Origin of the sequence: Brevundimonas albigilva (assembly GCF_023573565.1) — a bacterium.
Taxonomy (GTDB): Bacteria; Pseudomonadota; Alphaproteobacteria; order Caulobacterales; family Caulobacteraceae; genus Brevundimonas; species Brevundimonas albigilva.
On sequence record NZ_CP097649.1, the window covers coordinates 2,444,025 to 2,468,952 of the forward strand.

General features: G+C 70.5%; 31 protein-coding genes and 1 tRNA gene. 21 read left to right on the plus strand and 11 right to left on the minus strand.

Annotated features, from left to right (window positions below; translation table 11 throughout):
• Positions 1 to 149 precede the first annotated feature (149 nt).
• Together M8231_RS12160 and M8231_RS12165 are read left to right on the plus strand one after the other, a co-directional pair.
• Positions 150 to 950, plus strand: coding sequence for a uracil-DNA glycosylase (locus tag M8231_RS12160; protein WP_250201546.1), 801 nt, complete (start codon positions 150 to 152; stop codon positions 948 to 950).
• A gap of 223 nt (positions 951 to 1,173) precedes the next feature.
• On the plus strand, positions 1,174 to 2,730 hold the full coding sequence (locus tag M8231_RS12165; RefSeq protein ID WP_249749718.1) for a lytic transglycosylase domain-containing protein: 1,557 nt from the start codon (positions 1,174 to 1,176) through the stop codon (positions 2,728 to 2,730).
• Between the two features lie 7 nt (positions 2,731 to 2,737).
• On the opposite strand, the gene M8231_RS16935 is transcribed toward M8231_RS12165, so the two are convergent.
• Entirely contained in the window at positions 2,738 to 2,866 is a 129-nt protein-coding gene (locus tag M8231_RS16935) for a hypothetical protein (protein WP_283843608.1), read from the minus strand.
• A gap of 86 nt (positions 2,867 to 2,952) precedes the next feature.
• Entirely contained in the window at positions 2,953 to 3,597 is a 645-nt protein-coding gene (locus tag M8231_RS12170) for a glutathione S-transferase (protein ID WP_249749717.1), read from the minus strand.
• 63 nt (positions 3,598 to 3,660) lie between these two features.
• Between M8231_RS12170 and purB the strand changes: the two genes are divergently transcribed.
• From purB to purU, 3 genes are read left to right on the plus strand one after another with little or no spacing between them, the layout of a single operon-like run.
• Positions 3,661 to 4,962 carry an adenylosuccinate lyase gene (gene purB, locus M8231_RS12175; protein WP_250201547.1) on the plus strand — a complete coding sequence of 434 codons (1,302 nt, stop codon included), beginning with the start codon at positions 3,661 to 3,663 and terminating at the stop codon, positions 4,960 to 4,962.
• Positions 4,959 to 5,474 carry a DNA-deoxyinosine glycosylase gene (locus tag M8231_RS12180; RefSeq protein WP_249751944.1) on the plus strand — a complete coding sequence of 172 codons (516 nt, stop codon included), beginning with the start codon at positions 4,959 to 4,961 and terminating at the stop codon, positions 5,472 to 5,474. The genes purB and M8231_RS12180 overlap by 4 nt, the downstream gene beginning before the upstream one ends.
• The gene (gene purU, locus M8231_RS12185) at positions 5,471 to 6,325 is read left to right on the plus strand and encodes a formyltetrahydrofolate deformylase (RefSeq protein WP_249751943.1); all 855 of its coding nucleotides are present in this window, start codon (positions 5,471 to 5,473) and stop codon (positions 6,323 to 6,325) included. Before M8231_RS12180 ends, purU begins: the two co-directional genes overlap by 4 nt.
• 183 nt (positions 6,326 to 6,508) lie before the next feature.
• Here purU and M8231_RS12190 read toward each other — a convergent pair whose 3' ends face one another.
• Positions 6,509 to 6,832: a DUF1476 domain-containing protein gene (locus M8231_RS12190; RefSeq protein WP_249749716.1), complete on the minus strand. Its 324-nt coding sequence runs from the start codon at positions 6,830 to 6,832 to the stop codon at positions 6,509 to 6,511.
• Between the two features lie 275 nt (positions 6,833 to 7,107).
• Between M8231_RS12190 and purC the strand changes: the two genes are divergently transcribed.
• The 8 genes from purC to M8231_RS12230 all read left to right on the plus strand — a co-directional run bounded on the left by purC (position 7,108) and on the right by M8231_RS12230 (position 12,320).
• Complete coding sequence (gene purC / locus M8231_RS12195; RefSeq protein WP_250201548.1) at positions 7,108 to 7,866, plus strand: phosphoribosylaminoimidazolesuccinocarboxamide synthase; 759 nt, start codon at positions 7,108 to 7,110, stop codon at positions 7,864 to 7,866.
• Positions 7,866 to 8,117 (plus strand): phosphoribosylformylglycinamidine synthase subunit PurS, encoded by a 252-nt coding sequence (purS, locus tag M8231_RS12200; RefSeq protein WP_249751942.1) that lies wholly within the window; start codon positions 7,866 to 7,868, stop codon positions 8,115 to 8,117. Before purC ends, purS begins: the two co-directional genes overlap by 1 nt.
• A 45-nt stretch (positions 8,118 to 8,162) precedes the next feature.
• Positions 8,163 to 8,423, plus strand: a complete 261-nt coding sequence (locus M8231_RS12205) for an AbrB/MazE/SpoVT family DNA-binding domain-containing protein (RefSeq protein ID WP_249749715.1) — start codon at positions 8,163 to 8,165, stop codon at positions 8,421 to 8,423.
• Positions 8,420 to 8,827, plus strand: a complete 408-nt coding sequence (locus tag M8231_RS12210) for a type II toxin-antitoxin system VapC family toxin (protein WP_249749714.1) — start codon at positions 8,420 to 8,422, stop codon at positions 8,825 to 8,827. The genes M8231_RS12205 and M8231_RS12210 overlap by 4 nt, the downstream gene beginning before the upstream one ends.
• A 178-nt stretch (positions 8,828 to 9,005) precedes the next feature.
• The gene (locus tag M8231_RS12215; RefSeq protein WP_250201549.1) at positions 9,006 to 9,485 is read left to right on the plus strand and encodes a YbhB/YbcL family Raf kinase inhibitor-like protein; all 480 of its coding nucleotides are present in this window, start codon (positions 9,006 to 9,008) and stop codon (positions 9,483 to 9,485) included.
• A 72-nt stretch (positions 9,486 to 9,557) separates the two neighbouring features.
• Positions 9,558 to 10,775: an MFS transporter gene (locus M8231_RS12220; RefSeq protein ID WP_249749713.1), complete on the plus strand. Its 1,218-nt coding sequence runs from the start codon at positions 9,558 to 9,560 to the stop codon at positions 10,773 to 10,775.
• Positions 10,776 to 10,808: 33 nt separating this feature from the next.
• On the plus strand, positions 10,809 to 11,471 hold the full coding sequence (purQ, locus tag M8231_RS12225) for a phosphoribosylformylglycinamidine synthase subunit PurQ (RefSeq protein WP_249749712.1): 663 nt from the start codon (positions 10,809 to 10,811) through the stop codon (positions 11,469 to 11,471).
• 30 nt (positions 11,472 to 11,501) lie between these two features.
• On the plus strand, positions 11,502 to 12,320 hold the full coding sequence (locus tag M8231_RS12230) for a hypothetical protein (protein WP_250201550.1): 819 nt from the start codon (positions 11,502 to 11,504) through the stop codon (positions 12,318 to 12,320).
• Here the strand turns inward: M8231_RS12230 and M8231_RS12235 are convergent.
• Both M8231_RS12235 and M8231_RS12240 read right to left on the minus strand, forming a co-directional pair.
• Positions 12,317 to 12,553, minus strand: coding sequence for a hypothetical protein (locus tag M8231_RS12235; protein WP_249749709.1), 237 nt, complete (start codon positions 12,551 to 12,553; stop codon positions 12,317 to 12,319). The two genes, M8231_RS12230 and M8231_RS12235, sit on opposite strands and share 4 nt — an antisense overlap.
• A gap of 54 nt (positions 12,554 to 12,607) precedes the next feature.
• Positions 12,608 to 13,006 (minus strand): hypothetical protein, encoded by a 399-nt coding sequence (locus M8231_RS12240; protein ID WP_250201551.1) that lies wholly within the window; start codon positions 13,004 to 13,006, stop codon positions 12,608 to 12,610.
• A 144-nt stretch (positions 13,007 to 13,150) separates the two neighbouring features.
• Between M8231_RS12240 and M8231_RS12245 the strand changes: the two genes are divergently transcribed.
• Positions 13,151 to 13,948: a hypothetical protein gene (locus M8231_RS12245; protein ID WP_249749707.1), complete on the plus strand. Its 798-nt coding sequence runs from the start codon at positions 13,151 to 13,153 to the stop codon at positions 13,946 to 13,948.
• On the opposite strand, the gene M8231_RS12250 is transcribed toward M8231_RS12245, so the two are convergent.
• Together M8231_RS12250 and M8231_RS12255 are read right to left on the minus strand one after the other, a co-directional pair.
• Positions 13,945 to 14,181 (minus strand): Tat pathway signal protein, encoded by a 237-nt coding sequence (locus M8231_RS12250; protein ID WP_249749706.1) that lies wholly within the window; start codon positions 14,179 to 14,181, stop codon positions 13,945 to 13,947. The genes M8231_RS12245 and M8231_RS12250 overlap by 4 nt on opposite strands.
• Complete coding sequence (locus M8231_RS12255; protein WP_249749705.1) at positions 14,178 to 14,405, minus strand: hypothetical protein; 228 nt, start codon at positions 14,403 to 14,405, stop codon at positions 14,178 to 14,180. The genes M8231_RS12250 and M8231_RS12255 overlap by 4 nt, the downstream gene beginning before the upstream one ends.
• A gap of 103 nt (positions 14,406 to 14,508) precedes the next feature.
• On the opposite strand from M8231_RS12255, the gene purL reads away from it, so the two are divergent.
• The 7 genes from purL to M8231_RS12290 all read left to right on the plus strand — a co-directional run bounded on the left by purL (position 14,509) and on the right by M8231_RS12290 (position 22,627).
• Positions 14,509 to 16,737: a phosphoribosylformylglycinamidine synthase subunit PurL gene (gene purL / locus M8231_RS12260; RefSeq protein WP_249749704.1), complete on the plus strand. Its 2,229-nt coding sequence runs from the start codon at positions 14,509 to 14,511 to the stop codon at positions 16,735 to 16,737.
• A 48-nt stretch (positions 16,738 to 16,785) separates the two neighbouring features.
• A complete protein-coding gene (locus M8231_RS12265) occupies positions 16,786 to 17,043 on the plus strand; it encodes a ribbon-helix-helix domain-containing protein (RefSeq protein WP_249749703.1) in 258 nt (85 codons plus the stop codon).
• A gap of 3 nt (positions 17,044 to 17,046) precedes the next feature.
• Positions 17,047 to 17,361, plus strand: a complete 315-nt coding sequence (locus M8231_RS12270) for a type II toxin-antitoxin system RelE/ParE family toxin (RefSeq protein ID WP_249749702.1) — start codon at positions 17,047 to 17,049, stop codon at positions 17,359 to 17,361.
• Between the two features lie 28 nt (positions 17,362 to 17,389).
• Positions 17,390 to 18,805, plus strand: a complete 1,416-nt coding sequence (locus M8231_RS12275) for a cytochrome P450 (protein WP_249749701.1) — start codon at positions 17,390 to 17,392, stop codon at positions 18,803 to 18,805.
• 39 nt (positions 18,806 to 18,844) lie between these two features.
• Entirely contained in the window at positions 18,845 to 20,407 is a 1,563-nt protein-coding gene (locus M8231_RS12280) for an alkaline phosphatase D family protein (RefSeq protein WP_249749700.1), read from the plus strand.
• 103 nt (positions 20,408 to 20,510) lie between these two features.
• Positions 20,511 to 21,677 (plus strand): glutamine-hydrolyzing carbamoyl-phosphate synthase small subunit, encoded by a 1,167-nt coding sequence (carA, locus tag M8231_RS12285; protein WP_249749699.1) that lies wholly within the window; start codon positions 20,511 to 20,513, stop codon positions 21,675 to 21,677.
• On the plus strand, positions 21,674 to 22,627 hold the full coding sequence (locus M8231_RS12290; protein ID WP_250201552.1) for a hypothetical protein: 954 nt from the start codon (positions 21,674 to 21,676) through the stop codon (positions 22,625 to 22,627). Before carA ends, M8231_RS12290 begins: the two co-directional genes overlap by 4 nt.
• Before the next feature lie 3 nt (positions 22,628 to 22,630).
• Here M8231_RS12290 and M8231_RS12295 read toward each other — a convergent pair whose 3' ends face one another.
• The 4 genes from M8231_RS12295 to hemC form a co-directional block, all read right to left on the minus strand.
• On the minus strand, positions 22,631 to 22,897 hold the full coding sequence (locus M8231_RS12295) for a hypothetical protein (RefSeq protein WP_249749696.1): 267 nt from the start codon (positions 22,895 to 22,897) through the stop codon (positions 22,631 to 22,633).
• A 198-nt stretch (positions 22,898 to 23,095) separates the two neighbouring features.
• Positions 23,096 to 23,171 (minus strand) — tRNA-Thr (locus M8231_RS12300).
• Between the two features lie 36 nt (positions 23,172 to 23,207).
• The gene (locus M8231_RS12305) at positions 23,208 to 23,921 is read right to left on the minus strand and encodes a uroporphyrinogen-III synthase (RefSeq protein WP_250201553.1); all 714 of its coding nucleotides are present in this window, start codon (positions 23,919 to 23,921) and stop codon (positions 23,208 to 23,210) included.
• Entirely contained in the window at positions 23,918 to 24,892 is a 975-nt protein-coding gene (gene hemC / locus M8231_RS12310; RefSeq protein WP_249749694.1) for a hydroxymethylbilane synthase, read from the minus strand. The genes M8231_RS12305 and hemC overlap by 4 nt, the downstream gene beginning before the upstream one ends.
• Positions 24,893 to 24,928 lie beyond the last annotated feature (36 nt).

A 24,928-nucleotide genomic window follows, 5' to 3' on the forward strand; every position in this document is an offset into this window, starting at 1 on the left:
CGATGATCGCTTCCTGGCGGGCGTTCTCGGCGCCGCCTTCGATGGCTTGTTCCGCCATGTCTTCCCCTGAAATCCCGGTTATTCGTATGGTTATGCCGCTTATCGGAAGGTGACGCGAGGGCGGTCAAGGCTTATCGGTGGGTCGAGACATGAACGCGCAACCCCACGACATCGCTGCGATGGAAAGCCTGCTCGCCTTCTGGCGGGATGCGGGGGTGGACGCCTGCTATGGCGAGGCGCCGGTCGACCACACCCATGTCGCGCCGCCCGCGGCGGTCAAGGCGGTGCAGCGCGCGACCGCCTCGGTGGTGGCGCGTCCCACCGCGCTGGACGGCGGCGCGGCCGTGGCTGAGGCGCGACGGCTGGCGGCCGGGGCCGGCACGCTTCAGGACCTGGCTGCGGCGGTGGCGGCCTTCGAGGGCTGCGCCCTGCGCGGCATGGGCGCGACCCAGTCGGTGTTCGGCCGGGGCGATCCGAACGCCGCCGTGCTGGTGATCGGCGAAGGCCCCGGCGCGGACGAGGATCGGCTGGGCCAGCCCTTCGTGGGCAAGGCGGGCAAGCTGCTGGACCGGATGCTGGACGCCGCGGGGCTGACCGGAAAGGTCTTCATCACCAACACCGTCTTCTGGCGCCCGCCCGGCAACCGCACCCCCAGTCCGCAGGAGCAGGCGGTCTGCGCCCCCTTCGTCGAGCGCGCCTTCGCCCTGCTGAAGCCGCGCGCGGTGCTGTTGCTGGGCGCGGCCGCCGCCAAGTCGGTGCTGCAGACCGAAGAGGGCGTCATGAAGATGCGCGGCCAGTGGCGGGAATGGCGCCTGGCCGAGGGCGCCGTTCAGGCCCCCGCCCTGCCGACGCTTCATCCGGCCTTCCTGCTTCGCCAGCCCCAGGCCAAGCGACAGGCGTGGGCGGACATGCTGACCCTGGCGTCCCGCCTTGAAACGGACTCGGTTTGAGGTCACGACTGTTTGCAGCATGTTTCCATGCTGACGACCGACGCCAAACGATCCATCGCCTGAGTCGAGACGGGCCAAGGACGCCAACGGGGGCCGCCTTATGATTTCGATCCGCCGCGCGATCCTCGCGTCGACGCTCGCCCTCGCATTCGCCGGGGGCGCGAACGCCGCACTTGCGGAAACGCCCTACGAGGGAGGAGCGTCCGCCGGCGCGTCCGGTTCCATGCGCCCGACCGCGCTGACCCCGGCGGACCGCCTCAGCTACACCACCGCCTTCGACGCCCTGCGACGCGGCGACCTGGAAGCGGCGCGCCTGTCCGCCCGCCAGGCCAAGGACCGCGTCCTGCTGGGCCAGGTCGAATTCGAGCGCCTGTTCCACCCGGACCATGTGGCGACCTATGAGGAATTGTCGGCCTGGCTGGACGACTACGCCGACCTGCCGTGCGCCGATCGGGTGTACGACCTGGCGCTTCGCCGGCGTCCGGACGGCGCGGCCGAGCCGAAGAAGCCCAGCTTCCTGGGCCGCACCTGGAGCAGCGTCGTGGCCGCCGTGGCCGGAACGCCGGGCCAGGACCCCGCCAAGGCCGCGCGCATCGCCTACAACGCCGACGACCTGACCGGCGCGGTCGCCATCGGCCAGCAGATCGGCGACTGGTGGACGGTCGGCCTGGCGCAATGGCGGCTGGGCCAGTTCGGCGAGTCCTTCACCGCCTTCGCCCGCGTCGCCAACGATCCGACGGAAGACCCCTGGGTCCGCGCCGGCGCCGCCTACTGGACCGCCCGCGCCGCCGGCCAGTCGGGCCGCCAGGACCGGATCGTCGAACATCTGCGCCTGGCCGCCCAGTGGCCCGCCACCTTCTACGGCCAGATCGCCCTGGCCCAGTTGGGCGAGGAACCGGTGATCGAGAACCTGGGTCCGCGGCCCTATGCGCAGGAGGCCCGATTCCAGCGCGCCGCCTATGTGGCCGACGCCGGCGTCGACGCCGAGGCCCTGGCCGCCTTCGTCCAGACCGACGACCGCGCGCGCCGCACCGTGGCCCTGTACGAGATCGGCCGACGGGGCGAGGCGGACAGCGAGCTTCGCGCCGGCGTTCGCACCGCCCCCGCCGACGCGGCGCGGATGTGGAACGCCCTGGCCCGGATCATGAGCCCCGGCGCCGCCGCCAACGCCGAGGCCGCCCGCATCGACGCCCTGCGCTATCCCGCGCCCGTGCTGGAGCCCGAGGGCGGCTTCACCATCGAGAAGGCGCTGGTGTACGCCCTGGCGCGCAAGGAAACGGATTTCAATCCCGACGCCCGCTCCGGCGCGGGGGCCTATGGGCTGATGCAGGTGATGCCGGCCACCGCCGCCGAGATGACCGGCGACCGCACCTTCGTCAGCGATCCGACCAAGCTGCTGCAGCCGGCCGTCAACATGCGGCTGGGCCAGGCCTATGTGAACCGGATGCTGCAGCTGCCGGCCTTCCACGGCGACCTGCTGCGCGCGGTGGCCTCCTACAACGCCGGCCCCGGCCCCATGCTGGGCGCGATCCGCAAGCTGGGCGGCGACGCCGACCCGCTGCTGCTGATCGAGACCATCGACGTGCCCCAGGCGCGCGAATACGTCGAAAAGGTCGTGGCCGCCTACTGGATCTATCAACGGATGTTCGGCGGCCCGTTGAAGACGCTGGAGGCGGTGGCTTCGGGCGCGCCGCTGATCCCGGTCGCTCTGGACTACGTGCCGCCCGCCGCGGAGCCGGTGCAGATCGCGCAGGCCGCCCTCATTCCGGGCGCCCAATAGACCCCGCTCAGATCAGGGCGGCCAACAGCATCGCCCAGGCCATCGCCCCCACCGTCGCCACAAGGCCGTGCGCGATGACGGGATGCATCGGCCGGGCCGACGCTTTGAGGGCGGGACGAGAGGCAGGCGCCGTCATGGCGGGTTTCTCCGGCCGGAAGCGGCCGACGCCCTGGATAACGCCGTCCGATTAACCCGACGTCAGCCGCCATGGTTCGCCCGCGGTTAACTCAGGGCCTCGACTTCCCAGCGCCGGAAGTCCGGGTGGGCCAGCAGCGCCGCCATATAGGTCTGCGCCGTCCCGTCGTCCCCGTGCGCGTCCAGGTCGATCTGGAAATGGCGCACCCGGGCGGCGACCGGCGTATAGAAGATGTCGGCGATGGTGCGCGCGCCGAACAGCCACGGACCGCCCTGGCCGAACCGGCCCCGCATCTGGCGAACCAGCCCGACGATGCGCGCCAGGTCCCGGTCCAGCGCCGGATCGGACGGCGTCTCGGCCCGCGCGTCGCCGACCATCGGATGATCGGGTCCCGTGCCGCACAGGGTCCGAAGCGCCTGAAAGCCCGAATGCATCTCCGCCGTGACGGACCGGGCCAGGGCCCGCGCCGTCGCATCGGCTGGCCAGAGGCCCGCTTCGGGATAGCGCTCGGCCGCCCATTCGGCGATGGCCAGGGTGTCCCAGATCACCTCTCCGTCCACCCGCAGGGCCGGCACGAAGCCGGACGGCGACAGGGCGGTCAGCGCCGCCTTCCGCTCGGGCGTGTCGTAGCGGGCGTCCACGACGGCGAACGCCGCGCCGGTCGCCTTCATCACCAGCCAGCCGCGCAGCGACCAGGTCGAATAGGTTCTGGGACCGATGATCAGGTCCATGACGTCGTCTCCTGTCCTTGCGCTTCCTTGACACGGCGGCCCGCGAAGCCTTTACGGGCGCCCATGATCACGCGCTACTCCCGCCCCGACGCCGTCGCCATCTGGTCGCAAGAGACCAAATACAAGATCTGGTTCGAGATCGAGGCCCACGCCGCGACCAAGATGGCCGAACTGGGGGTCATCCCCAAGGAGTCGGCCGACGCCATCTGGGCCAAGGGCAAGGACGCGACCTTCGACGCCGACCGCATCGACGAGATCGAGCGCACCACCAAGCACGACGTCATCGCCTTCTTGACCCACGTGTCCGAGATCGTCGGCGACGAGGCCCGCTTCCTGCACCAGGGGATGACGTCCTCGGACGTGCTGGACACCTGTTTCGCGGTCCAGCTGGCGCGCTCCACCGACCTGCTGCTGGACGGGGTCGACCGGGTGCTGAAGGCGCTGGAGACCCGCGCCAAGGAGCACAAGTACACCGTCACCGTCGGCCGCAGCCACGGCATCCACGCCGAGCCGGTGACCTTCGGCCTGAAGCTGGCCGGCTATCACGCCGAGTTCCAGCGCGCCAAGCGCCGCCTGGTCGCGGCCCGGGAGGAGATCGCCACCTGCGCCATCTCGGGCGCCGTCGGCACCTTCGCCAACGTCGATCCGGCGGTCGAACAATATGTCGCCGACCAGATGGGCCTGCAGGTCGAGCCGGTCTCGACCCAGGTGATCCCGCGCGACCGCCACGCCGCCTATTTCGCCGCGCTTGGCGTCGTCGCCTCCTCGGTCGAGCGACTGGCCGTGGAAATCCGCCACCTGCAGCGCACCGAGGTGCTGGAAGCCGAGGAGTTCTTCGACAAGGGCCAGAAGGGCTCGTCGGCCATGCCGCACAAGCGCAACCCCATCCTGACCGAGAACCTGACCGGCCTGGCGCGCCTGGTCCGCTCGGCCGTGACGCCGGCGATGGAGAACGTCGCCCTGTGGCACGAGCGGGACATCAGCCATTCGTCGGTCGAGCGCGGCATCGGCCCGGACGCCACCATCCACCTGGACTTCGCCCTGCACCGCCTGGCGGGGGTGATCGAGCGGCTGAACGTGTACCCCGAGAACATGCAGAAGAATCTGGATCGCCTGGGCGGGCTGGTCTTCTCCCAGCGCGTCATGCTGGCCCTGACCCAGGCCGGGATCAGCCGCGAGGACGCCTATGCGGCGGTGCAGGAGAACGCCATGAAGGTCTGGCGCGGCGAGGGCCGCTTCATCGACTTCCTCAAGGCCGACGCCCGCGTCACCCTGCCCGACGCCGACCTGGAAGCCCTGTTCGACCTGGGCTACCACACCAAGAACGTCGACGTGGTGTTCGACCGGGTGTTCGGTCAGGCGTGACCGATACGCGTCGCATCGGCTTCGATCCCGTCGTCGATGCGGACACCCGCCTGCTGGTCCTGGGCAGCCTGCCCGGCGACGCCTCGCTGAAGGCGGCGCAGTATTACGCCCATCCGCGCAACGCCTTCTGGCCCCTGATCGGCGGGGTGTTGGGCGAGGACCTGGCCGCCCTGCCCTACGAGGGCCGGCTGATGCGGCTGCGGGCGCGGGGCGTGGGCCTGTGGGACGTGATCGCCTCGGCCGAACGATCGGGCAGCCTGGACGCGGCCATCCGCTCGCCGGAGGCGGCCGACCTCAGGGGCCTGGTCGCCGGCCTGCCACGCCTCCAGGCCGTGGCCTTCAATGGCGGCCTGGCCGCGCGCCTGGGGCGACGCATCCTGGCCGGGGCGGACGGGCCGATGCTGGTCGACCTGCCGTCGTCCAGCCCCGCCCACGCAAGATCCTTGTCGGAAAAGGCGCGAAGCTGGGCCATACTGGAACGGTTCATTCCCTCCAGCGCGCCGGCCCGATGATCCTGACCCTGTCCTGCCCCGACCGCCACGGCATCGTCGCCGCGGTCTCGGGCTTTCTGATGCAGCGCGACGCCAACATCTCCGACGCCCAGCAGTTCGGCGACGCCGTCAGCGGGACCTTCTTCATGCGCGTGGTGTTCGAGCCGGCCGACGGCGACGCGATCGAGGCGGTGCGCCAGGCCTTCGCGCCGCTGGCCGAGCGGTTCGAGATGGACTGGACCCTGCGCGGGCCCGAACCGCGGCGGGTCATGATCCTGACGTCCAAGTTCGATCACTGCCTGGCCGACCTTCTGTATCGGTGGCGCATCGACGAACTGCCGATGACAGTGACGGCGATCGTCTCCAACCACCCGCGCGATCTGATCGGCCATGTCGATCTGGGCGACCTGCCCTTCCATCACCTGCCGCTGAGGGATTCCGGCGACGCCGCCGCCAAGGCCGCGCAGGAGGCGGAACTGCTGCGCCTGATCGAGGCGACCGGAACCGAACTGGTGGTGCTGGCCCGCTACATGCAGGTGCTGTCCGACGACCTGGCGGGGCGGCTGGCCGGACGCTGCATCAACATCCATCATTCCTTCCTGCCCGGCTTCAAGGGCGCGCGCCCCTATCACCAGGCCCATGCGCGCGGGGTGAAGGTCATCGGCGCGACCGCCCACTACGTCACCGCCGACCTGGACGAAGGCCCCATCATCGAACAGGACGTGGAGCGGATCAGCCACCGCGACACGCCCCAGGACCTGATCCGCCGGGGCCGCGACATCGAGCGGCGCGTCCTGGCCCGCGCGGTCCGCCGGCACCTGGAGGACCGGGTGCTTCTGCATGGCGCCAAGACGGTGGTGTTCGAGGATTGAGCCGCCCCGAAAATTTTTCCCCTGGTCGGTGAACCAATCGCGCGAAGCGGTGTTCTTCAGGGGCGCGAGACGCACAGTACCCCGGGCGAGACATCCCCCAACGTCCCCGGAAAAAAGAAAGGGCCGCACTTTCCCCCGGGTGCGGCCCTTTCGACATTCAGCGTCGGCCCTGGGGCCGAACGGTCATTCGCCGGCGCGGATCTGGTCGCGGGCGATCGAGGCGAACTCGTCCATCTTGGAACGCAGCTCGCCTTCGGAAACGGTCAGGCCCGAGGCCTTGAAGTCGCCGGCGACCTTGCGGAAGACGTCTTCGTCGCCCGGCTGCTCCATGTCGGCGCGGACCACGGCGGCGGCGTATTGGTCGGCGCTGTCGGTCGACAGGCCCATCTTCTCGGCGGCCCACAGGCCCAGCATCTTGTTGCGCCGGGCGGTGGCGCGGAATTCCTGCTCCTGATCGAGGGCGAACTTGGCTTCGAAGGCCTGTTCCCGATCGTCGAAGGTCGTCATTTCGCTCAGCAAGCTCCGTACGCCCCGATCCCGCCGGAGCAAGCGCCCGTCTATAGCCCCCTTCCGCCTGAACGCAACCTGACTTGCGCAGGGTGAGGCGCGATGTCCGGTCGTCGCTCTCGCCTTGATTTGTATCGCGTGCCCGCTTCGGCTAAGGAGACGCCGAACCGAGATTACCAGCCCGACCGATTCCGAAACGCGCCGCCGAGACCGGGTTTTCCCATCCGCTCTGGGTCGCGCGATTTTTGTTTCTGGCGAGCGCAGGCGGACCTGAGATGAACACCAAGCGCAAGAAGCTCTACGAGGGCAAGGCCAAGATCCTGTACGAGGGACCCGAGCCCGGCACCCTGATCCAGTACTTCAAGGACGACGCCACCGCGTTCAACGCGCAGAAGAAGGCGACCCTGGAAGGCAAGGGCGTCATCAACAACCAGATCAGCGAATTCATCATGTCGCGCCTGAACGGCATCGGCGTGACCAACCACTTCATCAAGCGGCTGAATCTGCGCGAGCAGCTGATCCGCGAGGTCGAGATCATCCCGCTGGAGGTGGTGTGCCGCAACATCGTCGCCGGCTCGATGAGCCAGCGGCTGGGGATCGAGGAGGGCACCGCCCTGCCCCGCTCGATCATCGAATTCTACCTCAAGAAGGACGAGCTCAACGACCCGATGGTCACCGAAGAGCACATCACGGCCTTCAACTGGGCCTCGACCCAGGAGCTGGACGACATCCTGGCCATGACGGTGCGGGTGAACGACTATCTGTCGGGCATGTTCGGCGCCGTCGGCATCACCCTGGTCGACTTCAAGATCGAGTTCGGCCGCATCTGGGAAAACGACTTCAGCCGCGTGATCCTGGCCGATGAGATCAGCCCCGACAGCTGCCGCCTGTGGGACGCCGCCACCGGCGAGAAGCTGGACAAGGACCGCTTCCGCCGCGACCTGGGCAACGTCATCGAAAGCTATACCGAGGTCGCGCGCCGCCTGGGCATCATGAAGGGCATGCCGACGGTCATCCAGGGGGGGCTGCACTGATGGCCCCAACCGCTTCAAGCAAGGTGAAGGTTCACGTCTTCCTCAAGCCCGGCGTGCTGGACGTCCAGGGCAAGGCCGTCGAGGGCGCGCTGCAGGGCCTGGGCTGGACCGGCGTCTCCAACGCCCGCGTCGGCAAGCTGATCGAATTCGACCTGGCCGGCGTCGAGGACCCGCAGGCCGAGGCCAGGAAGATGTGCGAACAGCTGCTCGCCAACACGGTGATCGAGGGCTACCGCATCGAGACGGCCTGACGCGCCTCGATTGCGCGTAATGCAGTTTTGCATTACATTGTCGCCATGACGACGCTGACCGTGACCAGTCGGGGCCAGGTGACCTTCCGCAAGGAGGTGCTGCAGCATCTCGGCGTTCAGCCGGGCCAGAAGGTGCGGCTCGACCTGTTGCCGGATGGACGGGCCGAACTCAGCGCCGATCAGCCTCAGGGCTCCTGGCGGGAACTCGCCGATTTCATGAAGGGGCGGACGAACGGCGCCCGCCTGACGATCGAGCAGATCGCCGCGCTGACCGCCGAGGCCGGGGCGGACGCCGGGCGCACGTGAGGATCGCCCTCGACACCAATGTCCTGCTGCGGGCGGTGACGGGCGACGACGAAGCTCAGCAACAGCTGGCGCTCGAAGTTCTGGAATCGGCCGATGTCGTCGCCGTCAGCGTCCTGTCCCTGTGCGAGTTCGCCTGGGTGATGGCGCGCGGGTATCGGGCGTCGCGCGACGACATCGCAGGCGCGATCCGCCGGATCGTCGATTTGCGCAACGTGGCGACCGACCGTCCCGCTGTGGAGGCCGGCCTGGCGGTGCTTGAGGCCGGGGGCGATTTCGCCGATGGCGTCATAGCCCATGAGGGTCGATGGCTGGGCGGCGAGACCTTCGTGTCCTTCGATGTCCAGGCGGTTCGCCTGCTGGCCGAAGCCGGACAGGCCGCGCGCCTGCTTCACAAGCCGGGATGATCCCGTCCCGGCGCGACCGCGTTCGAAATAAAGCGCGCCCGTGCAGGCGCGCGGGCCCTTGCCGCGCCCTCCGGGCTCGGCTTGACCGTATCCGATGCGCAGCGGGTGACGGATGGCCGCGCAACGTCGCGGCGACCCCGCTCGTTAGGCTTCAGAATCACGAAAAGGAGAGACGCCGATGACCTTCACCCTGACCTCAAGGGACATCACCGACGGCGGCGTCCTGCCCGATGCGCAGGTCCACGCCAAGGGAAACACCTCGCCGCACCTGGCCTGGTCCGGCGCGCCGGAGGGGACCAAGAGCTACGCCGTCACCTGCTATGATCCAGACGCCCCGACCGGGTCCGGCTTCTGGCACTGGACGGTCGCCAACATCCCCGCCGACGTGACCGAACTGGCGACCGGCGCCGGCTCTCCCGGCGGCGACCTGCCGACGGCGGCGGTTCAGGGCCGGACCGACTACGGCCAGCCCGGCTTCGGCGGGGCCGCCCCGCCGCCCGGCCACGGCCCGCACCGCTATATCTTCACCGTCTTCGCCGTGGACGTGGAGGCGCTGGACGTCACCGCCGACGATTCCGGCGCCGTGTTCGGCTTCAACCTGCACTTCCACACCCTGGCCAAGGCCTCGCTGACGGCGACCTACGAAAACCGCAGCTGAAGCGGTTGATCGAGCGGGGCGAGGGCCTATGTTGCAGCGCAACATCCCTCCCCTCCTCCCCACGGATTTCCCATGGCCGCAAGCGGCGCCGTCGTCGATTCCGACGCCCTGACGTCCCAGCCGCTGTCGGTCGGACAGGTGGCCCTGGTCCTGATCGCCCTGGGCATGGGAGGGTTCGCCATCGGCGTGACCGAGTTCGCGGCCATGAGCGTGCTGCCCGACTTCGCCGCCGGCCTGGGCGTCGACGCCCCCACCGCCGGCCACGTCATCAGCGCCTACGCCGCCGGAGTGGTGGTGGGCGCGCCCATCCTGGCCGTGCTGGGCGCGCGGCTGCCGCGGTGGGTGCTGCTGATCGTCTTCATGGCGCTGTTCGCCATCGGCAACGGCCTCAGCGCCCTGGCCCCGACCTACGGCTGGATGCTGGTGTTCCGCTTCCTCAGCGGCCTGCCGCATGGGGCCTATTTCGGGGTCGCCGCCCTGGTCGCGGCCTCGGTCGTGCCGCTGCATTTCCGCACCCGCGCGGTCTCCACCATCCTGATGGGCCTGACGGTCGGCACGGTGCTGGGCGTCCCCGTGGTGAACGTCATCAGCCACGCCCACGGCTGGCGCTGGACCTTCGCCATCGTCGCGGCCCTGGCGATCGTGACCATGGCGCTGGTGGCCCTGTTCGCGCCGCGGGATCCGGCCCACCCGGACGCCAGTCCCCTGCGCGAGCTGGGGGCGCTGAAGCGCGGGCAGGTGTGGCTGACGCTGGGCGTCGGCGCCGTGGGTTTCGGCGGGATGTTCGCCGTCTACGCCTATCTGGCCTCGACCCTGCAAGCCGTGACCGGCGTGGGGCCGGAGGTGATGCCGTGGGTGTTCGCCGTGTTCGGCGTCGGCATGTTCGCGGGAAACCTTCTGGGCGCCTGGGCGGCGGACCACGTCGGCTTCAAGGCCGCCGGCGGCCTGCTGCTCTGGAGCGCGGCGGCCCTCGCCCTTTATCCCTTCGCCGCGTCCAACCTGTGGGCCGTGCTGGCGGTGGTGTTGCTGATCGGCGGCGGCGGCGGGCTGGGCTCGGTGCTGCAGACCCGGCTGATGGACGTGGCCGGCGACGCCCAGACCCTGGCGGCGGCGTTGAACCACTCGGCCTTCAACACCGCCAACGCCATCGGCCCGTTGCTGGGCGGCATGGCCATCGCGGCGGGATACGGCTGGACCTCCACGGCCTGGGTGGGCGTCGGCCTGTCCCTGGGCGGCTTTGCGATCTTCGTCGTCGCCTGGCTGACCGGACGCCGCGCGGCGACGGCCTGACATTCGCCGAAAACGGTGCTAGAGGCCCGCGCCATGAGCGCCGCCGTCATCGTCTTCCCCGGATCCAACTGCGATCGCGACTGCAAGGTCGCCGTCGAACGCTCCACCGGCGAACCGGTCAAGATGGTCTGGCACGCCGAGACGGAACTGCCCGCGGGTCTCGACCTGATCGTCATTCCCGGCGGCTTTTCCTACGGCGACTATCTGCGCTGCGGCGCCATGGCGGCCCAGTCGCCGGTGATGCAGGCGGTGAAGAAGGCCGCCGACGACGGCGTGGCGGTCGTGGGCATCTGCAACGGCTTCCAGATCCTGTGCGAGGCGGGGATGCTGCCGGGCGCCCTGCTGCGCAACGCCGGCCTGAAATATGTCTGCAAGCCCGTCAGCCTGACGGTCGCCAACGGCCAGACCCGCTTCACCGCCGGCTATCAGGGCCAGCGCGAGGTGATCATGACGCAAGGCAACGGCGACGGGAACTTCTTCGCCGACGCCGAGACGCTGGCGCGGATCGAGGGCGAGGGACAGGTCGTGTTCCGCTACGTCGACAATCCCAACGGCTCGGTCAACGACATCGCGGGCCTCCAGAACGCGCGCGGCAACGTGCTGGGCATGATGCCCCACCCCGACCGCGCCTTCGAGGCCGAACTGGGCTCCGCCGACGGCGCGACCCTGTTCCGGAGCATCTACGCGGCGGCTTGACGACAATCTGACGTTGGGGTGAATGAGGTGATGTCACGCCCGATCCTCCCTCTGCTTCTCGCTCTCGCCATGGCGACCCCGACGGCCGCCTGGAGCCAGGATGACGCCAGCGACTGGGTGCTGACGCGCCTGCCGGAGGCGAAGACCGTCGTCGCCACGATCAGCTTCACCAATGGCCTTCACCTGGTCTCGCGGTGCCAGGACGGGGTGTACGACCTCATTGTCCAAGGTTTGCCCGAGGTTCGCGGCGTCAAACGGGAGTTGGCGTTTCAGGTCGGCGAGGGCGGCGAGTCCAAGACCAGCGTCTGGAGCGTCGGAACGAGTCAATCCGTCGCCTTCAGCCGGATTCCGGCCCAGGTCGCCCGGGATCTGGCGGCCGGCGGCGAACTCCAGATCATTGTCCCCCCGGAACAAGAAGGGGGCAGGCGCACCCGCTACGTCATGGACATCGAGCCGTCGAGCACCGCCATCGAGCAGACGTTGAACGCCTGCGGCCGCCCCCTGGTCGATCCCCGCATGGCGGGGGTGGATGAGGTGGACGGCAACGGCCAGGACGGCCTGCCCGCCTTCATCCAGTGGCGCGCCGCGCCGCGCCCCAGCTTCCCCGCGCCGGTGGGGGGCCGAATGCCCAACCAGGGCTATGTGGTGCTGACCTGTCTGACGAAAGACGACGGGTCGCTGAGCGACTGCCAGACCGAGAGCGAGGTGCCCCGCGGCTACAATCTCGGCCGCGCCGTGGAGCGGGCGTTGCCAAGGGCGAGGGTGGCGCTGACCGACGAGGCCGCCGCCAGCGGCGCCGACCTCGCGGGGCGGATGATCAGCTTCTCGGTGAATTTCGAGCTGCGCTAGCCCGCGTTGTCCAGCCCCTGGACGCTGACGTTCTCGTCCAACTGGTCCTTGTCGCCGGCCTGGACCGCGACGCCGTTTTCCAGTTCCTCGTCCTCGTCGGCGGTGTTGACGCCGCCGGGATCGCGCTGGGCGGCCAGTTCGCGCGCGCCCACGCCTTGGCCGGCCTCGATGGCCAGGTTGGCCTTGACCTCGTCGGTCTGGAAGGTCGGGGTTTCCTTGGGGGCGTCGGCCATGGCGTGTCTCCTGTGATGATGCAGGGACAACCGGTCGGGCCCGCGCCGGTTCCGTCAGCGCGTCACCAGCGGCTCCAGGCTGGCGCGCGACAGGGGCTGAAACTCGTAGAAGCGGCCGTCTAGCACCACGGTCGCCTGATAGGCCTGCGGCCGTTGCAGGATCGACGGATCGTCCAGCGGGACGGCGCGGCCCGAGGCCCGATCGCGCATGTCCACCTCCAGCGTGCGGCCCGGCCCGCGCGCGCGCACGACCTCCAGGAAACGGCGTACCTCCAGGGCCTGCTGCGCCGGCGTCAGGGCGGCGCGCACGCGCGCCCAGGCCAGTTGCAGCGCCGCGGCGTCGGGGCTTGGCGCAACCGGCGCGGGGCCGTCCTGGGCCTGGCTGACGCCGGCGGGCGGACCCGCTACGGCCGCCAGGGCCGCCATCGCAAGGCGGGCGTAGAAGGGTTTCACGGCGGCTCCGAACCGAGGATCGACCCGATCCTAGCACCGGCCGCGCCTCGCCGGAATCCGTCGGAGCGCCAGGACGTGAACCAAGCGCGCCGTCCGCGCGTATTGCCAAGCCAGGCGTGACGACGCGCCGGACCGGAGCCGCTCATGTCCTCGATCATCCGCCCCACGCCCGCCCAGCGCACCCGCCGCCTGGTGGTGTTGGCCGCCGCCGTTTTCGCCGTCGTGGTCCCGCTGGTGCAGAACCTCGCGGGCCTGGGCCTGAGCCAGGCCGAATTCGCCGCCGACGGAAACTCCACCCTGCGCGTCGCCGGCTACGCCTTTTCGATCTGGGGCCTGATCTACCTGGGCGTCCTGGCCTACGCCGTGCGCCAGGCCCTGCCGCAGACCGGCGAGAGCGACATGATCCGCCGCCTGGGCTGGCCGTCGGCGGTGGCCTTCTTCGGCATCGGACTGTGGATCGTGGTCGCGGCCCTGAACCTGAAGGCGGCCAGCGTCGCGGTGATCTTTGCCAGCCTGATCGCCCTGGTGGTTCCGCTGCTGGCCGTGGCGCCCCTGGCGCGAGGTCTGGGCCGGTTCGAACGCGACCGCCTGCTGGTTCTGTGGCCGCTGGCGGCGCTGGCCGGCTGGCTGACGGTGGCCGCGCCGCTGAACCTGATCACGACCCTGACCGCCTTCCAGGCGCTGCCGGACGTGCTGGCGCCCAGCGGCTGGGCCATACTGGCGATCGTCGCGACGACGGCGGGGGCGCTGGCGGTCGCCGCGGCGCTGCGGACCCTGGCCTATCCCCTGCCGACGGCGTGGGGCCTGCTGGGCGCCTTCGTCGCCGAACAGGGGGAAAAGCCGGCGGTCGCCTTCACCGCCCTGGCCGGCGCCGTGCTGTTGCTGGTCGGCGGCGTCCTGTTGGCCTTCCGGCTGAAGCCGGGCGTCGAACGGGCGGTTTAGGGTTCGTCCGACCCGTCCGGCGTCTCTCCGTCGCCGACATCGAAGGCGCCCGTCTCCTCGAAGCCCACGCTGCCGACGCCCGTCGCCGAGCCGGTCAGATGCTGACGACGGCTGTCCATCGCCATGTCAGGCGCGATCTCGTCCAGGGCGGCGCTGATCTCCGGATCGTCGGAACGATCCATCTGCTGGCCGTCGGCCGGCGTGGGCGCGACGCCGTTGGGGCTGCGGGTCATCGGCCGGCCTCCTTCTGAGCCGTCTCGGCCAGCGCCGAGGCGCCCGCGTCGTCGGCCGCGATCTCGGCTCCGCCGCCGGGCGGGTTGGTTTCGGGGAACTCGGCGGGGCTTCCCGGAGGTATTTCCGTCGGGGTGTCGGCCGGAACGCCCGGCGCGCTGGGCTCGGGCTGCGGCGTCTCAGGAGAAGGCGTCAGGGGGTTCGGTTCGATCTCGGGCTGGGTCATGGCGGGTTCCTTTCGCCGGAATCAATCGCTCGGCCCGCCGGATGTTCCGCCCCTGCACGCGCGAGGCTGACATTCGGCCGATCTGCGGCTAGAAGCCCCGCCCATGAGCGCTCCGCAGAAGTCCCCCGAAAAATCGATGGCCGAACTGGCCGCCGAATACGGCCTGGCCCCGAACGAATACCAGGTCGTCCTGGACCGGCTGGGGCGCGAGCCCAACCAGGTCGAACTGGGCGTCTTCTCGGTCATGTGGTCCGAGCACTGCTCCTACAAGTCGTCCAAGATCCACCTGGGCAAGTTCCCGACCACCGGCGAGCGCGTCATCTGCGGGCCGGGCGAGAACGCGGGCGTCATCGACATCGACGACGGCGACGCCTGCATCTTCAAGATGGAGAGCCACAACCACCCCAGCTTCATCGAGCCCTATCAGGGCGCGGCGACCGGCGTGGGCGGCATCATGCGCGACGTCTTCACCATGGGCGCGCGGCCGGTGGCCCTGCTGAACGCGCTGCGCTTCGGCGACGTCGGCCACGAGAAGACCAAACGTCTGGTCAAGGGCGTCGTCTCGGGCATCGGCGGCTACGGCAACTGCGTCGGCGTGCCGACCGTGGCGGGCGAGACCAACTTCCACGCCGGCTACAACGGCAACATCCTGGTCAACGCCATGTGCGTGGGCCTGGCCCGGGCCGACAGCATCTTCTACTCGGCCGCGCCCTCGGCGGGCCTGTCGGTGGTCTATTTCGGATCGAAGACCGGCCGCGACGGCATCCACGGCGCGACCATGTCCTCGGCCGAGTTCGACGACGAGTCGGAATCGAAGCGCCCGACCGTGCAGGTCGGCGACCCTTTCGCCGAGAAGTTGCTGATCGAGGCGACGCTGGAGCTGATGGCCTCGGGCGCCGTCGCCGCGATCCAGGACATGGGCGCGGCGGGCCTGACCTCCTCCTCGGTGGAGATGGCCGGCAAGGGCGGCGTCGGCATCGAACTGAACATGGACGCCGTGCCCCAGCGCGAGGAGGGCATGACCGCCTATGAGATGATGCTGTCCGAGTCGCAGGAGCGGATGCTGGCCGTCCTGAAGCCCGGCCGCGAGGAAGACGGCCACCGCATCTTCCAGAAATGGGGTCTGGACGCCGCCGTCATCGGCATGACCACCGACACCGGCCGTCTGGTGCTGAAGCATCACGGCGAGACCGTCTGCGACGTGCCGCTGGCGCCGCTGTTCGACGACGCGCCGCTCTATGACCGTCCCTGGGTCCAGCCCGAGCTGCAACCGAAGCTGAACCATTCCGACATCCCCGCGCCCGAGAACTGGGCCGATGCGGTGATGAAGGTCGTCGCCTGCCCCGACATGGCCTCCAAGCGCTGGATCTGGGAGCAGTACGACCGCCACGTCATGGCCGACACCCTGCAGGATTCGGCCACCGGCGCCGACGCCGGCGTGGTGCGCGTCCACGGCACGGACAAGGGCCTGGCCGTCACCTCGGACTGCACCCCGCGCTACGTCCAGAACGACCCCTACGAGGGCGGCAAGCAGGCGGTGGCCGAGGCCTGGCGCAACCTGACCGCCGTGGGCAGCCGCCCCATCGCCATCACCGACAATCTGAACTTCGGCAATCCGCAGCGGCCCGAGATCATGGGCCAGATCGTGCGCGCCATCGACGGCATGGCCGAGGCCTGCCGCGAACTGTCCTTCCCCGTCGTGTCGGGCAATGTGTCGCTCTACAACGAGACCAACGGCGTCGCCATTCCGCCGACCCCGACCGTCGGCGCGGTGGGCCTCTTGCCCAACTACGACGTGGTCACCGGCTTTTCGACCATGGCCGAAGGCGATGCGCTGGTCCTGATCGGCCAGACGCACGGCGAACTGGGCGCCTCCATCTATCTGCGCGAGGTCCTGGGCCGCGAGGACGGCGCCCCGCCGCCCGTCGACCTGAAGCTGGAAAAGAAGACCGGCGACTTCGTGCGCGGCCTGATCGAGGCCGGCGACCTGACCGTTGTGCACGACCTGTCCGACGGCGGCCTGATCGGCGCCGCGGCCGACCTGGTCCTGGCGTCGGACGTCGGCGTGACGCTTGACGCCTCCAGCGCGACCCACGCCCACATCTTCCTGTTCGGCGAGGACCAGGCCCGCTACCTGGTCGCCGTGTCCGATCCCGACGCCCTGATCGCCCAGGCTCAGGCGGCGGGCCTCCACGCCTCGGTCGTCGGCCGCGCGGGCGGGGACGCCTTCGCCTCCAGGGGCGACAAGGGCGAACTGTTCAGCATCCCCGTCACGCACCTGCGCGAATGGCATGAAGGCTGGATGCCCGGCTGGATCGAAGCGCAGGGCTGAACTTGCCGCGTCCTCGATAATCCTCATATTGAGGACAGGAGGCGCCTCATGTCCAAGTCTCAAACTCTGAACGTCCGCATCAGCGGCCCGTTGAGCGAGTTCGTCTCGGCGAACGTGGGCCAGGACGGCGCTTACGAGAACGTCAGCGAATATGTGCGCGACCTGATCCGTCGTGACCACGAACGGGTGGAACGTGAGCGGTTCGAACGCCTCAGGGCCGAACTGACCCGCGCGTTCGACGCGCCCGACGCCGACTATCGTACCCTGGACGCGCAAGCCGTCATCGCCGGCAGTGGGCGCGCCTAGCGGATGGCCGGCTTTCGCGTTTCGGCGACGGCCGAGCGCCGCCTCAGAGAAATTCACGCCTACACCCGTGACGCCTGGGGCGAGGCCCAGGCGGACCGCTATATCCACGACCTCTTCGCCGCGTTCGAGGACATCGCGGCTGGACATCGGATCGGACGCGCGGTTCCGGCGGAGTTCGGCGTCGACGGCTTCTACACCCGCCATGAGCGGCACTACATCTACTGGCGCCGACTTTCGGACGGGGCTGTGGGCATCGTGACCATCCTGCATGAACGGATGCATCAGATCGACCGTTTCAGGAACGACGCGTCGGCCTGAACCGGCGCCTTCGAACAGGATCGCCAGAATGGACGCGACCGCCGACACCGTCTTCCGACCCGCCATCCCGCCCCGGCGGGCGGGCAAGCCCCTGGCGCTGCTGCCCTTCCTGTGGATCAGCTGGCGCGATCCGATCCGCATGTGGTCCGAACGGCATTTCGACGAGCCGCAACTGCATGGGAACAGCGCCTTCGGCGAGATCTTGGTGGTCAGCCACCCCGCCGGCGTGCGCCACGTCCTGACCGAGAACGCGGCCAACTACGTCAAGGGCGACCTGCAGCGCCGGGTGCTGGGGCCGATGCTGGCCGAGGGCCTGCTGCTGACCGAGGGCGAGACCTGGCGCCGCGCCCGCCGCATCCTGGCGCCCCTGTTCACCCCCGCCAGGATGGCGACCCTGAACGCGCGCATGGCCGAGGTCTGCGCCGCGCGCGTGGCCGGCTGGTCCCTGTCGGCGCGCGGGCGGGTGCTGGACGTCGATTCCGAAATGTCGGGCCTGACCTTCGACATCCTGTCGGCGACCATGTTCTCTGACGAGCTGGGCGGCGAGGCCAAGGGGTTCGAGCGGGCGCTGAACCAGTTCCTGGCCAATGGCGCGCGGATCGATCCGCTGGACGTGCTGGGCGCGCCGGACTGGGCGCCCCGCCTGGGTCGCCTGGCCAGCGTCCGCTCGGCCCGCTTCTTCGAGCAGCGCGTCACCCGCCTGGTCGAGGCGCGTCGCGCCCGGATCGAGACCGGCGCCCCCGCCCCCGACGACCTGCTCAGCGCCCTGCTGCTGGCGCGCGACGAGACCGGCGGCCCCGGTTCGCAAGGGGCGGGCCTGTCGGACGAGGAGGTCGCCGCCAACATCCTGACCTTCATCCTGGCGGGCCACGAGACGACGGCGCGCGCCCTGGGCTGGACGTTGCACCTGCTGTCGCGCCAGCCTGAACATCTGGCGCGCCTCCAGGCCGAGGCGGACGCCTTCGACGTGTCCGATCCGAAATGGGCCGAGGGCCTGCCGTGGACCCGCGCGGTGCTGGAGGAGACGATGCGCCTGTTCCCGCCCGCGCCGACCATGGCCCGCAAGGCCCTGGCCGAGGACGAGATCGGCGGCCAGCGGATCGGCGCCGGCGCCACCGTCATCATCTCGCCGTGGATCCTGCAGAGGCACCGGCTGCTGTGGGACGACCCCGACGCCTTCCGGCCCGAACGCTTCCTGCCCGAGAACCGCAAGGCCATCGACCGCTACGCCTACATTCCCTTCAGCGCCGGGCCGCGCGTCTGCATCGGCGCCGCCTTCGCGATGCAGGAGGCGATGATCGCCCTGGCCGCCATCCTGCGCGTGGCGCAGGTCGAGCCGGTCGTCCGCGACGAGCCCCGGCCGGTCCACCAGATCACCCTGCGAAGCCGCGAGCCGATGCGGCTGCGGCTCCGGGCGCGGCGGACCGCAACACCCGTGTCATGATCCGGCGCTAGGGCGGCGTCACCCTAGTCGGAGCCCGCCATGCGCCTGAACCTTTCCCGCCGTTCGATCCTGGGCGCCTTCGGCGGCGGCCTGGCGCTGTCGCCGACCGGCCCCGCCCTGGCCCAGGCGGTGTTCGAGACCAATCCGTTCCGGTTGGGCGTCACCGCCGGCGATCCCCTGCCCGACGGCTTCGTCATCTGGACGCGGCTGGCGCCGGACCCGCTGGCCTATGGTTCGGGCATGCCGGCCGCGCCGGTGGCGGTGAAGTGGGAGGTCGCGGCCGACCGCGGCTTCGGGACCGTGGTCCGCTCGGGCGAGGCGATCGCCCGGCCCGAACTGGGCCATTCCGTCCATGTCGAGGTCGAGGGGCTGGAGCCCGCCCGCCCCTACTTCTACCGCTTCCTGTGCGGGACCGAACGGAGCGGCGTCGGCGTGGCCAAGACCGCGCCGGCCGCCGGCGCCGACCTGGCCTCGGCGCGTTTCGGCGTCGCCGGCTGCCAGAACTACGAGGCGGGCTACTACACCGCCCACCGCCACCTGGCCGCAGAGGACCTGGACTTCATCTTCTGCTACGGCGACTTCATCTACGAAGGCCGGGGCAATCCCCTCGCCCAAAGCTGGCAGGGACCCCGCGACGCGACGCGCGTGCACGCCGGCGGCGAGATCTACAGCCTGGACGACTACCGCCGCCGCTACGCCCAATATCTGATGGACACGGACCTGCAGGCCTCGCGCGGCTCGGCCGCCTGGTTCTGCACCTATGACGACCACGAGGTGGACAACAACTGGGTCGGCGACATCGACCAGGACGGCGTCCCGCCCGAGGTCTTCCTGCTGCGCCGCGCCGCCGCCATGCAGGCCTTCTACGAATTCATGCCGATGCGGAAGTCCGCCTTCCCGCGCGGCTCGGCCATGCAGCTGTACCGCCGCGCCCAGTACGGGACCCTGCTGGACGTGACCTTCCTGGACACGCGCCAGTTCCGCTCGGACCAGCCGTGCGACGACCGCTACAACGCCCATTGCGAAGGCCTGGACGCCCCGGCCGCCCAGATCCTGGGAGAGGCGCAGGAGGCCTGGCTGCTGACGAACCTGGACCGGTCGCGGGCGCGCTGGAAGGCGCTGGCCCAGCAGGTCATGGTGATGGACCTGAACCGCGACACCTCGGGCGGCTTCGGCGTCAACCCGGACAGCTGGGCCGGCTATCGCGTGCCCCGCGCGCGCCTGCTGCGTCACCTGAAGGAGCGGCGGATCGACAATGTCGTGGTCCTGACCGGCGACGAGCATCAGAACTACGCCGGCGGCCTGTGGGTCGACGGCCGCGATCCCCAGGGGCCGGCGACGGCGGTGGAGTTCGTCTCCACCTCCATCAGCTCGGGCGGCGACGGCGCCGACCGACGGGCGGACTACGACCGCTTCACCGCCGCCAACCCGCAGCTGACGTTCACCAACAACCAGCGCGGCTATGTCGTGTGCGAGGTGGCGCCCGACCGCTGGACGACGCGCTTCAAGGTGCTGGACCGGGTTTCGGAGCGCGGCGGCGCCCTGAGCACGCGCCAGACCCTGGTCGTCGAGGCCGGCTCGACCGTCCTGCACCAGGGCTGACGCCGCCCGCCGATGCATTGACCCGGGGGCGTCGGGTCTATAACGACCCGGCCGTTTGCCGTTCGCCTGATTTTGGGCCCGGATTCGGTGTAGGAGCGCGCCCATGACGACGAAGATCCTTCCGGGCGCGACAGGCGTCCTCGTGCTCGCCGATGGAACCGTGTTTCAGGGTCTCGGCGTCGGCGCGACCGGCTCGGCGCTGGGCGAGGTGGTCTTCAACACCGCCATGACCGGCTATCAGGAAATCCTGACCGATCCCTCCTACATGAGCCAGATCCTGGCCTTCACCTTCCCGCACGTCGGCAATGTCGGCGCGAACGTCGAGGACGTCGAACAGATGGGCGGGGGTTCGGACACCTCGGCGCGCGGCGCGATCTTCCGCGACGTCCCGACCGATCCGGCCAACTGGCGCGCAGACGCTGGTTTCGACGCCTGGATGAAGCGGCGCGGCGTGGTCGGCCTGGCCGGCGTCGACACCCGCGCCCTGACGAAACTGATCCGCGACAAGGGCGCGCCCCACGCCGTCATCGCCCATGATCCGAACGGGCAGTTCGACCTGGACGCCCTGGTCGCCCAGGCGCGCGACTGGACCGGCCTGGTCGGCCTGGACCTGGCCAAGCCCGCCTCCACCCTCCAGGCCTTCGAATGGAACGAGGGCGTGTGGGACTGGCCGGAAGGCTATCCGACCGTCGCCGGCGGCAAGAGCGTGGTGGTCATCGACTACGGCGTGAAGCGCAACATCCTGCGCGCCCTGGCCTCCACCGGCGCCAAGGTCACCGTAGTGCCCGCCACGACCACGGCCGAAGAGGTGCTGGCCCGCAATCCCGACGGCGTGGTCCTGTCGAACGGCCCCGGCGATCCGGCCGCGACCGGCGAATACGCCGTGCCCGAGATCAGGAAGCTGGTCGCCAGCGGCAAGCCCCTGATGGGCATCTGCCTGGGCCACCAGATGCTGGCCCTGGCCCTGGGCGCCCGGACGGTGAAGATGGATCAGGGCCACCACGGCGCCAACCATCCGGTCAAGGACCTGACCACCGGCAAGGTCGAGATCGTGTCGATGAACCACGGCTTCACCGTGGACCGCGACAGCCTGCCCGACGCCGTGACCGAAACCCACGTCAGCCTGTTCGACGGCACCAACTGCGGCATCGCCGTCAAGGACAAGCCGATCTTCAGCGTCCAGCACCACCCGGAGGCCTCTCCGGGGCCGACGGACAGCCTGTATCTGTTCGACCGCTTCGCCGAACTGATGGCGCCCGCCGTCCGGTGAGCGGCGTCGGCGCCAGATCGGCCTATCTGGGCTGGCTGGCCCAGGCGCTGAGACGTCCCACGGGCGCGCCGGACCTGTCGGTCCAGGGCGACCTCGTCCTGGGCTATGCGACCGGCTATGACGCGGCCGACATCGCGCCGTTCGTCCGCTCCCTGCGCAGCGTCTTCTCGGGCCCGGCGGCCCTGGTCGTCGATCCGCGCGACGATGTCCGGGCCCTGCTGGAAGAGGCCGGCGTCGAGGCCGTCGCGCCGCCGTGCGTGGACGGCTGGTCCCCCCATCCGGTCATGCAGCGGTTCGCCGCCTTCGATCATTTCCTGTCCCAGCGGCCCGGCGTGCGCGGGGTGCTGATCACCGATGTGCGCGACGTCGTCTTCCAGGCCCCGCCGTTCGAGCCGTCGCCGACGCGCCTTCAGGTCTTCGTCGAGGCGGATCAGCCCCTGGGCCGGCATGCCTTCAACATGAAGTACCTGACCGCCCTGGCCGGGGCGGACGTCGCGCGTCAGCTGGCCGCGGCGCCCTGCCTGTGCGTCGGCACCGTCATGGGGCCGCGCGAGGCGATGATGCGGTTCTGCCGGCTGGTCCTGACCTTGGCCGCGACCCCCCGCTCGGAGATCGGCGGCGCGTTCGGGGCCGACCAGGCCGCCTGCAACCTGGCCGCCCATCTGGGGCTGATGGAGATGGACGTCGTGCCGAACTACGGCCGGGTCGCCACCCTGGGCCTGACCCCCGCGGACGGCCTGGGCCTCGTCGACGGCCGCATCGTCAATCCCGACGGCACGCGCAGCCCGATCGTGCATCAGTACGACCGCCATCCCGCCCTGCTGCAGGCGGTCCATGCGCGCTGGGGCCAGGGCTATCCGGCGCGGCGGCGCGAGCGCCCGCGCACCTCGGGCGACCGTCTGAACCGGTTGCGGGAGTCGCTGCGGCGCCGGTTGCCGGAACTGCGCTGACGCCTACGGCAGCGGGGCGAAGCTGCGCGCCTCGCGCAGGGCGCAGGCCTTCCTGACGGCCGCCGGCGCCGCGTGCAGCCAGTAGTCGGCGTCGTCGAAGCGCCGCTCGCGCCGGCGCTCGACGCCTCGCATTCGGCGCAGGGCGGCGTTTTCCAGAAGGCGCGCATGCAAAGCGCGCGGCGACAGTTCGGCGATGGCGGGAGAGCCGGGGACGGCGACGGCGTCGGGGCCTTGGGGCTCCACCGCCGGACGGGCGATGGCGATGAACATCAGGATCTCTGCTGGAAGGGAGCGCCGCTTCTGCGGCCGTCATTACGACTCGGTTAACCACACCCCCTGTGGATAGTTCCCGACTGCGTTCAAAAAACGTCGCGAATCCATGACGTTACCGCCGCGATCCGGACAAAATGGTTAGCAAGACCTTAACGCCCGCCCGCGCGCGTCAGAAACGTCGCCATGTGGGAGTGGTGGTGCCGCTTGCGTGACTCGAACACGCGACCCCCTCATTACGAATGAGGTGCTCTACCGGCTGAGCTAAAGCGGCCCGGTGCGGCGGGCGAGCCCGCGCGAGAGGGGCTCTTTATACGCGTGGATCGCGCTTGCCAAGCGCCGCCTGCAAGACATCGAGCAGGGCGTCTTCGCGCGGGGCGGGGGCCACGGCAGGCGAGAGCCCCAAGGCTTGCAGGGGCGCGGCGGCGGCCGGGGAGATGGCGGCGATCACGGCGGTGGCGAACACCGCCCCGCCCGCGTTCGCCAGCGCCCGTCCGGCGCGGGGGGAATGGACCAGGACCGCGTCGAAGAGGTCGGGCGGCGCCGCCCCCGTCGACCGGGCGCGATAGACCGCCACGGCCTGGACCCCGACCCCGACTGTGGCCCCGCCCCCGGCCCGGCGCACGGCGGCGGCCAGGTCGCCGACCGGCGTTTCCGCCACCGCGGCCAGGACGGGACCGGCCGCACCCGCGGCGATGCGCCGGGCTAGGGCCGCCAGGTCGCCGTCGGCCGAGTCCACCCGCGCGAAGCCGGCGTCGCGGGCGGCCTGGGCGGTGGCGTCGCCCACGGCGAAGACCGGCCGGTCGCGGCGCGCGCTGAGGCCGGCGAAGGCGGCCACGCCGTTGACGCTGGTGAAGGCCAGGGCCGCGAAGGCGTCCAGGTCCGGCAGCTCGGGCGACAGGGTCTGGATCGCCAACAGGGGACGGACCACCGGCTCCATCCCCAGGGCCAGGAGGCGCGCGGCGGTGCGGGCGGCGCCGGGCTCGGCGCGGGTGATCCAGACGCGCGGCGCCCGCGACGTCATCCGGGCAGGGTCGCCGGATCGACTTCCTGGTCGCCGGCGGCCGCGTGTATCTCGGCGCCCAGCCGCAGGCCCAGTTCGCGGGCGGCGGCCAGGGCCTCGGCCGACGCCAGGTCTTCGCCCGCCGCGATCTGGCCGACGCGCCGCCAGCGGGCGGAACCGTCCGGGCTCAGCATCTCGGCGGTCAGATGCAGCACGCCGTCGGCCAGGCGCGCATGGGCGCCCACGGCGGTGCGGCAGCTGCCCTCCAGCGCGGTCATGGCGCCCCGCTCGGCGGCGACGGCGAGGGCGGAGGGGGCGTGGTTCAGGGCGGCCGCCCACGCGGCGTCGACGTCGGCGACGCGGGTCTGGATGGCCAGCGCCCCCTGCCCCGGCGCCGGCAGGAAGGCGTCGGGCGACAGGGTCTGGCGAATGGCCGCATCCACGCCCAGCCGCCGCATGCCCGAAACCGCGAGAAGGATGGCGTCGAAGTCGCCCTCCGCCGCGCGGCGCAGGCGCGTGTCGATATTGCCGCGCAGCATCTCGATTTTCAGGTCGGGGCGCAGCGCCAGGGCCTGGGCCTGACGGCGCAGGCTGGCGGTGCCCAGGCGCGCGCCCATCGGCAGGTCCTGGAAGGCGGCGACGTCGCGGCTGACGAAGGCGTCGCGGGCGTCCTCGCGCTCGGGGATGGCGGCGATGCACAGGCCGTCGGGCTGTTCGGCGGGAACGTCCTTCATCGAGTGGACGGCGATGTCGACGCGCCCGTCCAGCAGCGCCTCCTCGATCTCCTTGGTGAACAGCGCCTTGCCGCCCAGCTCCAGCAGTCGGCGGTCCTGGATGCGGTCGCCGGTGGTGACGATCTCGACCAGGGGCACGGCGGTCTCGACCTCGTCGTCGGGCACGCCCAGGGCGGCGGCGATGGCGCGCTGCATCATGCCGGACTGGGCCAGCGCCAGCTTGGAGCGGCGGGTGCCGATGCGGAGGGGAAGGGTCATGATCGTTGCGCGCCGGTCGCCGGGTCGCTACCTCGA

Coding starts and splice junctions, on each gene's coding strand:
- M8231_RS12305 (WP_250201553.1), bottom strand. CDS start 23,921: ATGACGTCGCGGGCGCCGCGCGTCTGGATCACCCGCGCCGAGCCCGGC.
- M8231_RS16935 (WP_283843608.1), bottom strand. CDS start 2,866: ATGACGGCGCCTGCCTCTCGTCCCGCCCTCAAAGCGTCGGCCCGGCCG.
- M8231_RS12280 (WP_249749700.1), top strand. CDS start 18,845: ATGCGCCTGAACCTTTCCCGCCGTTCGATCCTGGGCGCCTTCGGCGGC.
- M8231_RS12255 (WP_249749705.1), bottom strand. CDS start 14,405: ATGACCCAGCCCGAGATCGAACCGAACCCCCTGACGCCTTCTCCTGAG.
- M8231_RS12165 (WP_249749718.1), top strand. CDS start 1,174: ATGCGCCCGACCGCGCTGACCCCGGCGGACCGCCTCAGCTACACCACC.
- purC (WP_250201548.1), top strand. CDS start 7,108: ATGAACACCAAGCGCAAGAAGCTCTACGAGGGCAAGGCCAAGATCCTG.
- M8231_RS12245 (WP_249749707.1), top strand. CDS start 13,151: ATGTCCTCGATCATCCGCCCCACGCCCGCCCAGCGCACCCGCCGCCTG.
- M8231_RS12215 (WP_250201549.1), top strand. CDS start 9,006: ATGACCTTCACCCTGACCTCAAGGGACATCACCGACGGCGGCGTCCTG.
- M8231_RS12265 (WP_249749703.1), top strand. CDS start 16,786: ATGTCCAAGTCTCAAACTCTGAACGTCCGCATCAGCGGCCCGTTGAGC.
- carA (WP_249749699.1), top strand. CDS start 20,511: ATGACGACGAAGATCCTTCCGGGCGCGACAGGCGTCCTCGTGCTCGCC.
- purQ (WP_249749712.1), top strand. CDS start 10,809: ATGAGCGCCGCCGTCATCGTCTTCCCCGGATCCAACTGCGATCGCGAC.
- M8231_RS12220 (WP_249749713.1), top strand. CDS start 9,558: ATGGCCGCAAGCGGCGCCGTCGTCGATTCCGACGCCCTGACGTCCCAG.
- purU (WP_249751943.1), top strand. CDS start 5,471: ATGATCCTGACCCTGTCCTGCCCCGACCGCCACGGCATCGTCGCCGCG.
- M8231_RS12235 (WP_249749709.1), bottom strand. CDS start 12,553: ATGGCCGACGCCCCCAAGGAAACCCCGACCTTCCAGACCGACGAGGTC.
- purS (WP_249751942.1), top strand. CDS start 7,866: ATGGCCCCAACCGCTTCAAGCAAGGTGAAGGTTCACGTCTTCCTCAAG.
- hemC (WP_249749694.1), bottom strand. CDS start 24,892: ATGACCCTTCCCCTCCGCATCGGCACCCGCCGCTCCAAGCTGGCGCTG.
- M8231_RS12160 (WP_250201546.1), top strand. CDS start 150: ATGAACGCGCAACCCCACGACATCGCTGCGATGGAAAGCCTGCTCGCC.
- M8231_RS12295 (WP_249749696.1), bottom strand. CDS start 22,897: ATGTTCATCGCCATCGCCCGTCCGGCGGTGGAGCCCCAAGGCCCCGAC.
- purL (WP_249749704.1), top strand. CDS start 14,509: ATGAGCGCTCCGCAGAAGTCCCCCGAAAAATCGATGGCCGAACTGGCC.
- M8231_RS12275 (WP_249749701.1), top strand. CDS start 17,390: ATGGACGCGACCGCCGACACCGTCTTCCGACCCGCCATCCCGCCCCGG.
- M8231_RS12270 (WP_249749702.1), top strand. CDS start 17,047: ATGGCCGGCTTTCGCGTTTCGGCGACGGCCGAGCGCCGCCTCAGAGAA.
- M8231_RS12170 (WP_249749717.1), bottom strand. CDS start 3,597: ATGGACCTGATCATCGGTCCCAGAACCTATTCGACCTGGTCGCTGCGC.
- M8231_RS12205 (WP_249749715.1), top strand. CDS start 8,163: ATGACGACGCTGACCGTGACCAGTCGGGGCCAGGTGACCTTCCGCAAG.
- M8231_RS12250 (WP_249749706.1), bottom strand. CDS start 14,181: ATGACCCGCAGCCCCAACGGCGTCGCGCCCACGCCGGCCGACGGCCAG.
- M8231_RS12190 (WP_249749716.1), bottom strand. CDS start 6,832: ATGACGACCTTCGACGATCGGGAACAGGCCTTCGAAGCCAAGTTCGCC.
- M8231_RS12230 (WP_250201550.1), top strand. CDS start 11,502: ATGTCACGCCCGATCCTCCCTCTGCTTCTCGCTCTCGCCATGGCGACC.
- purB (WP_250201547.1), top strand. CDS start 3,661: ATGATCACGCGCTACTCCCGCCCCGACGCCGTCGCCATCTGGTCGCAA.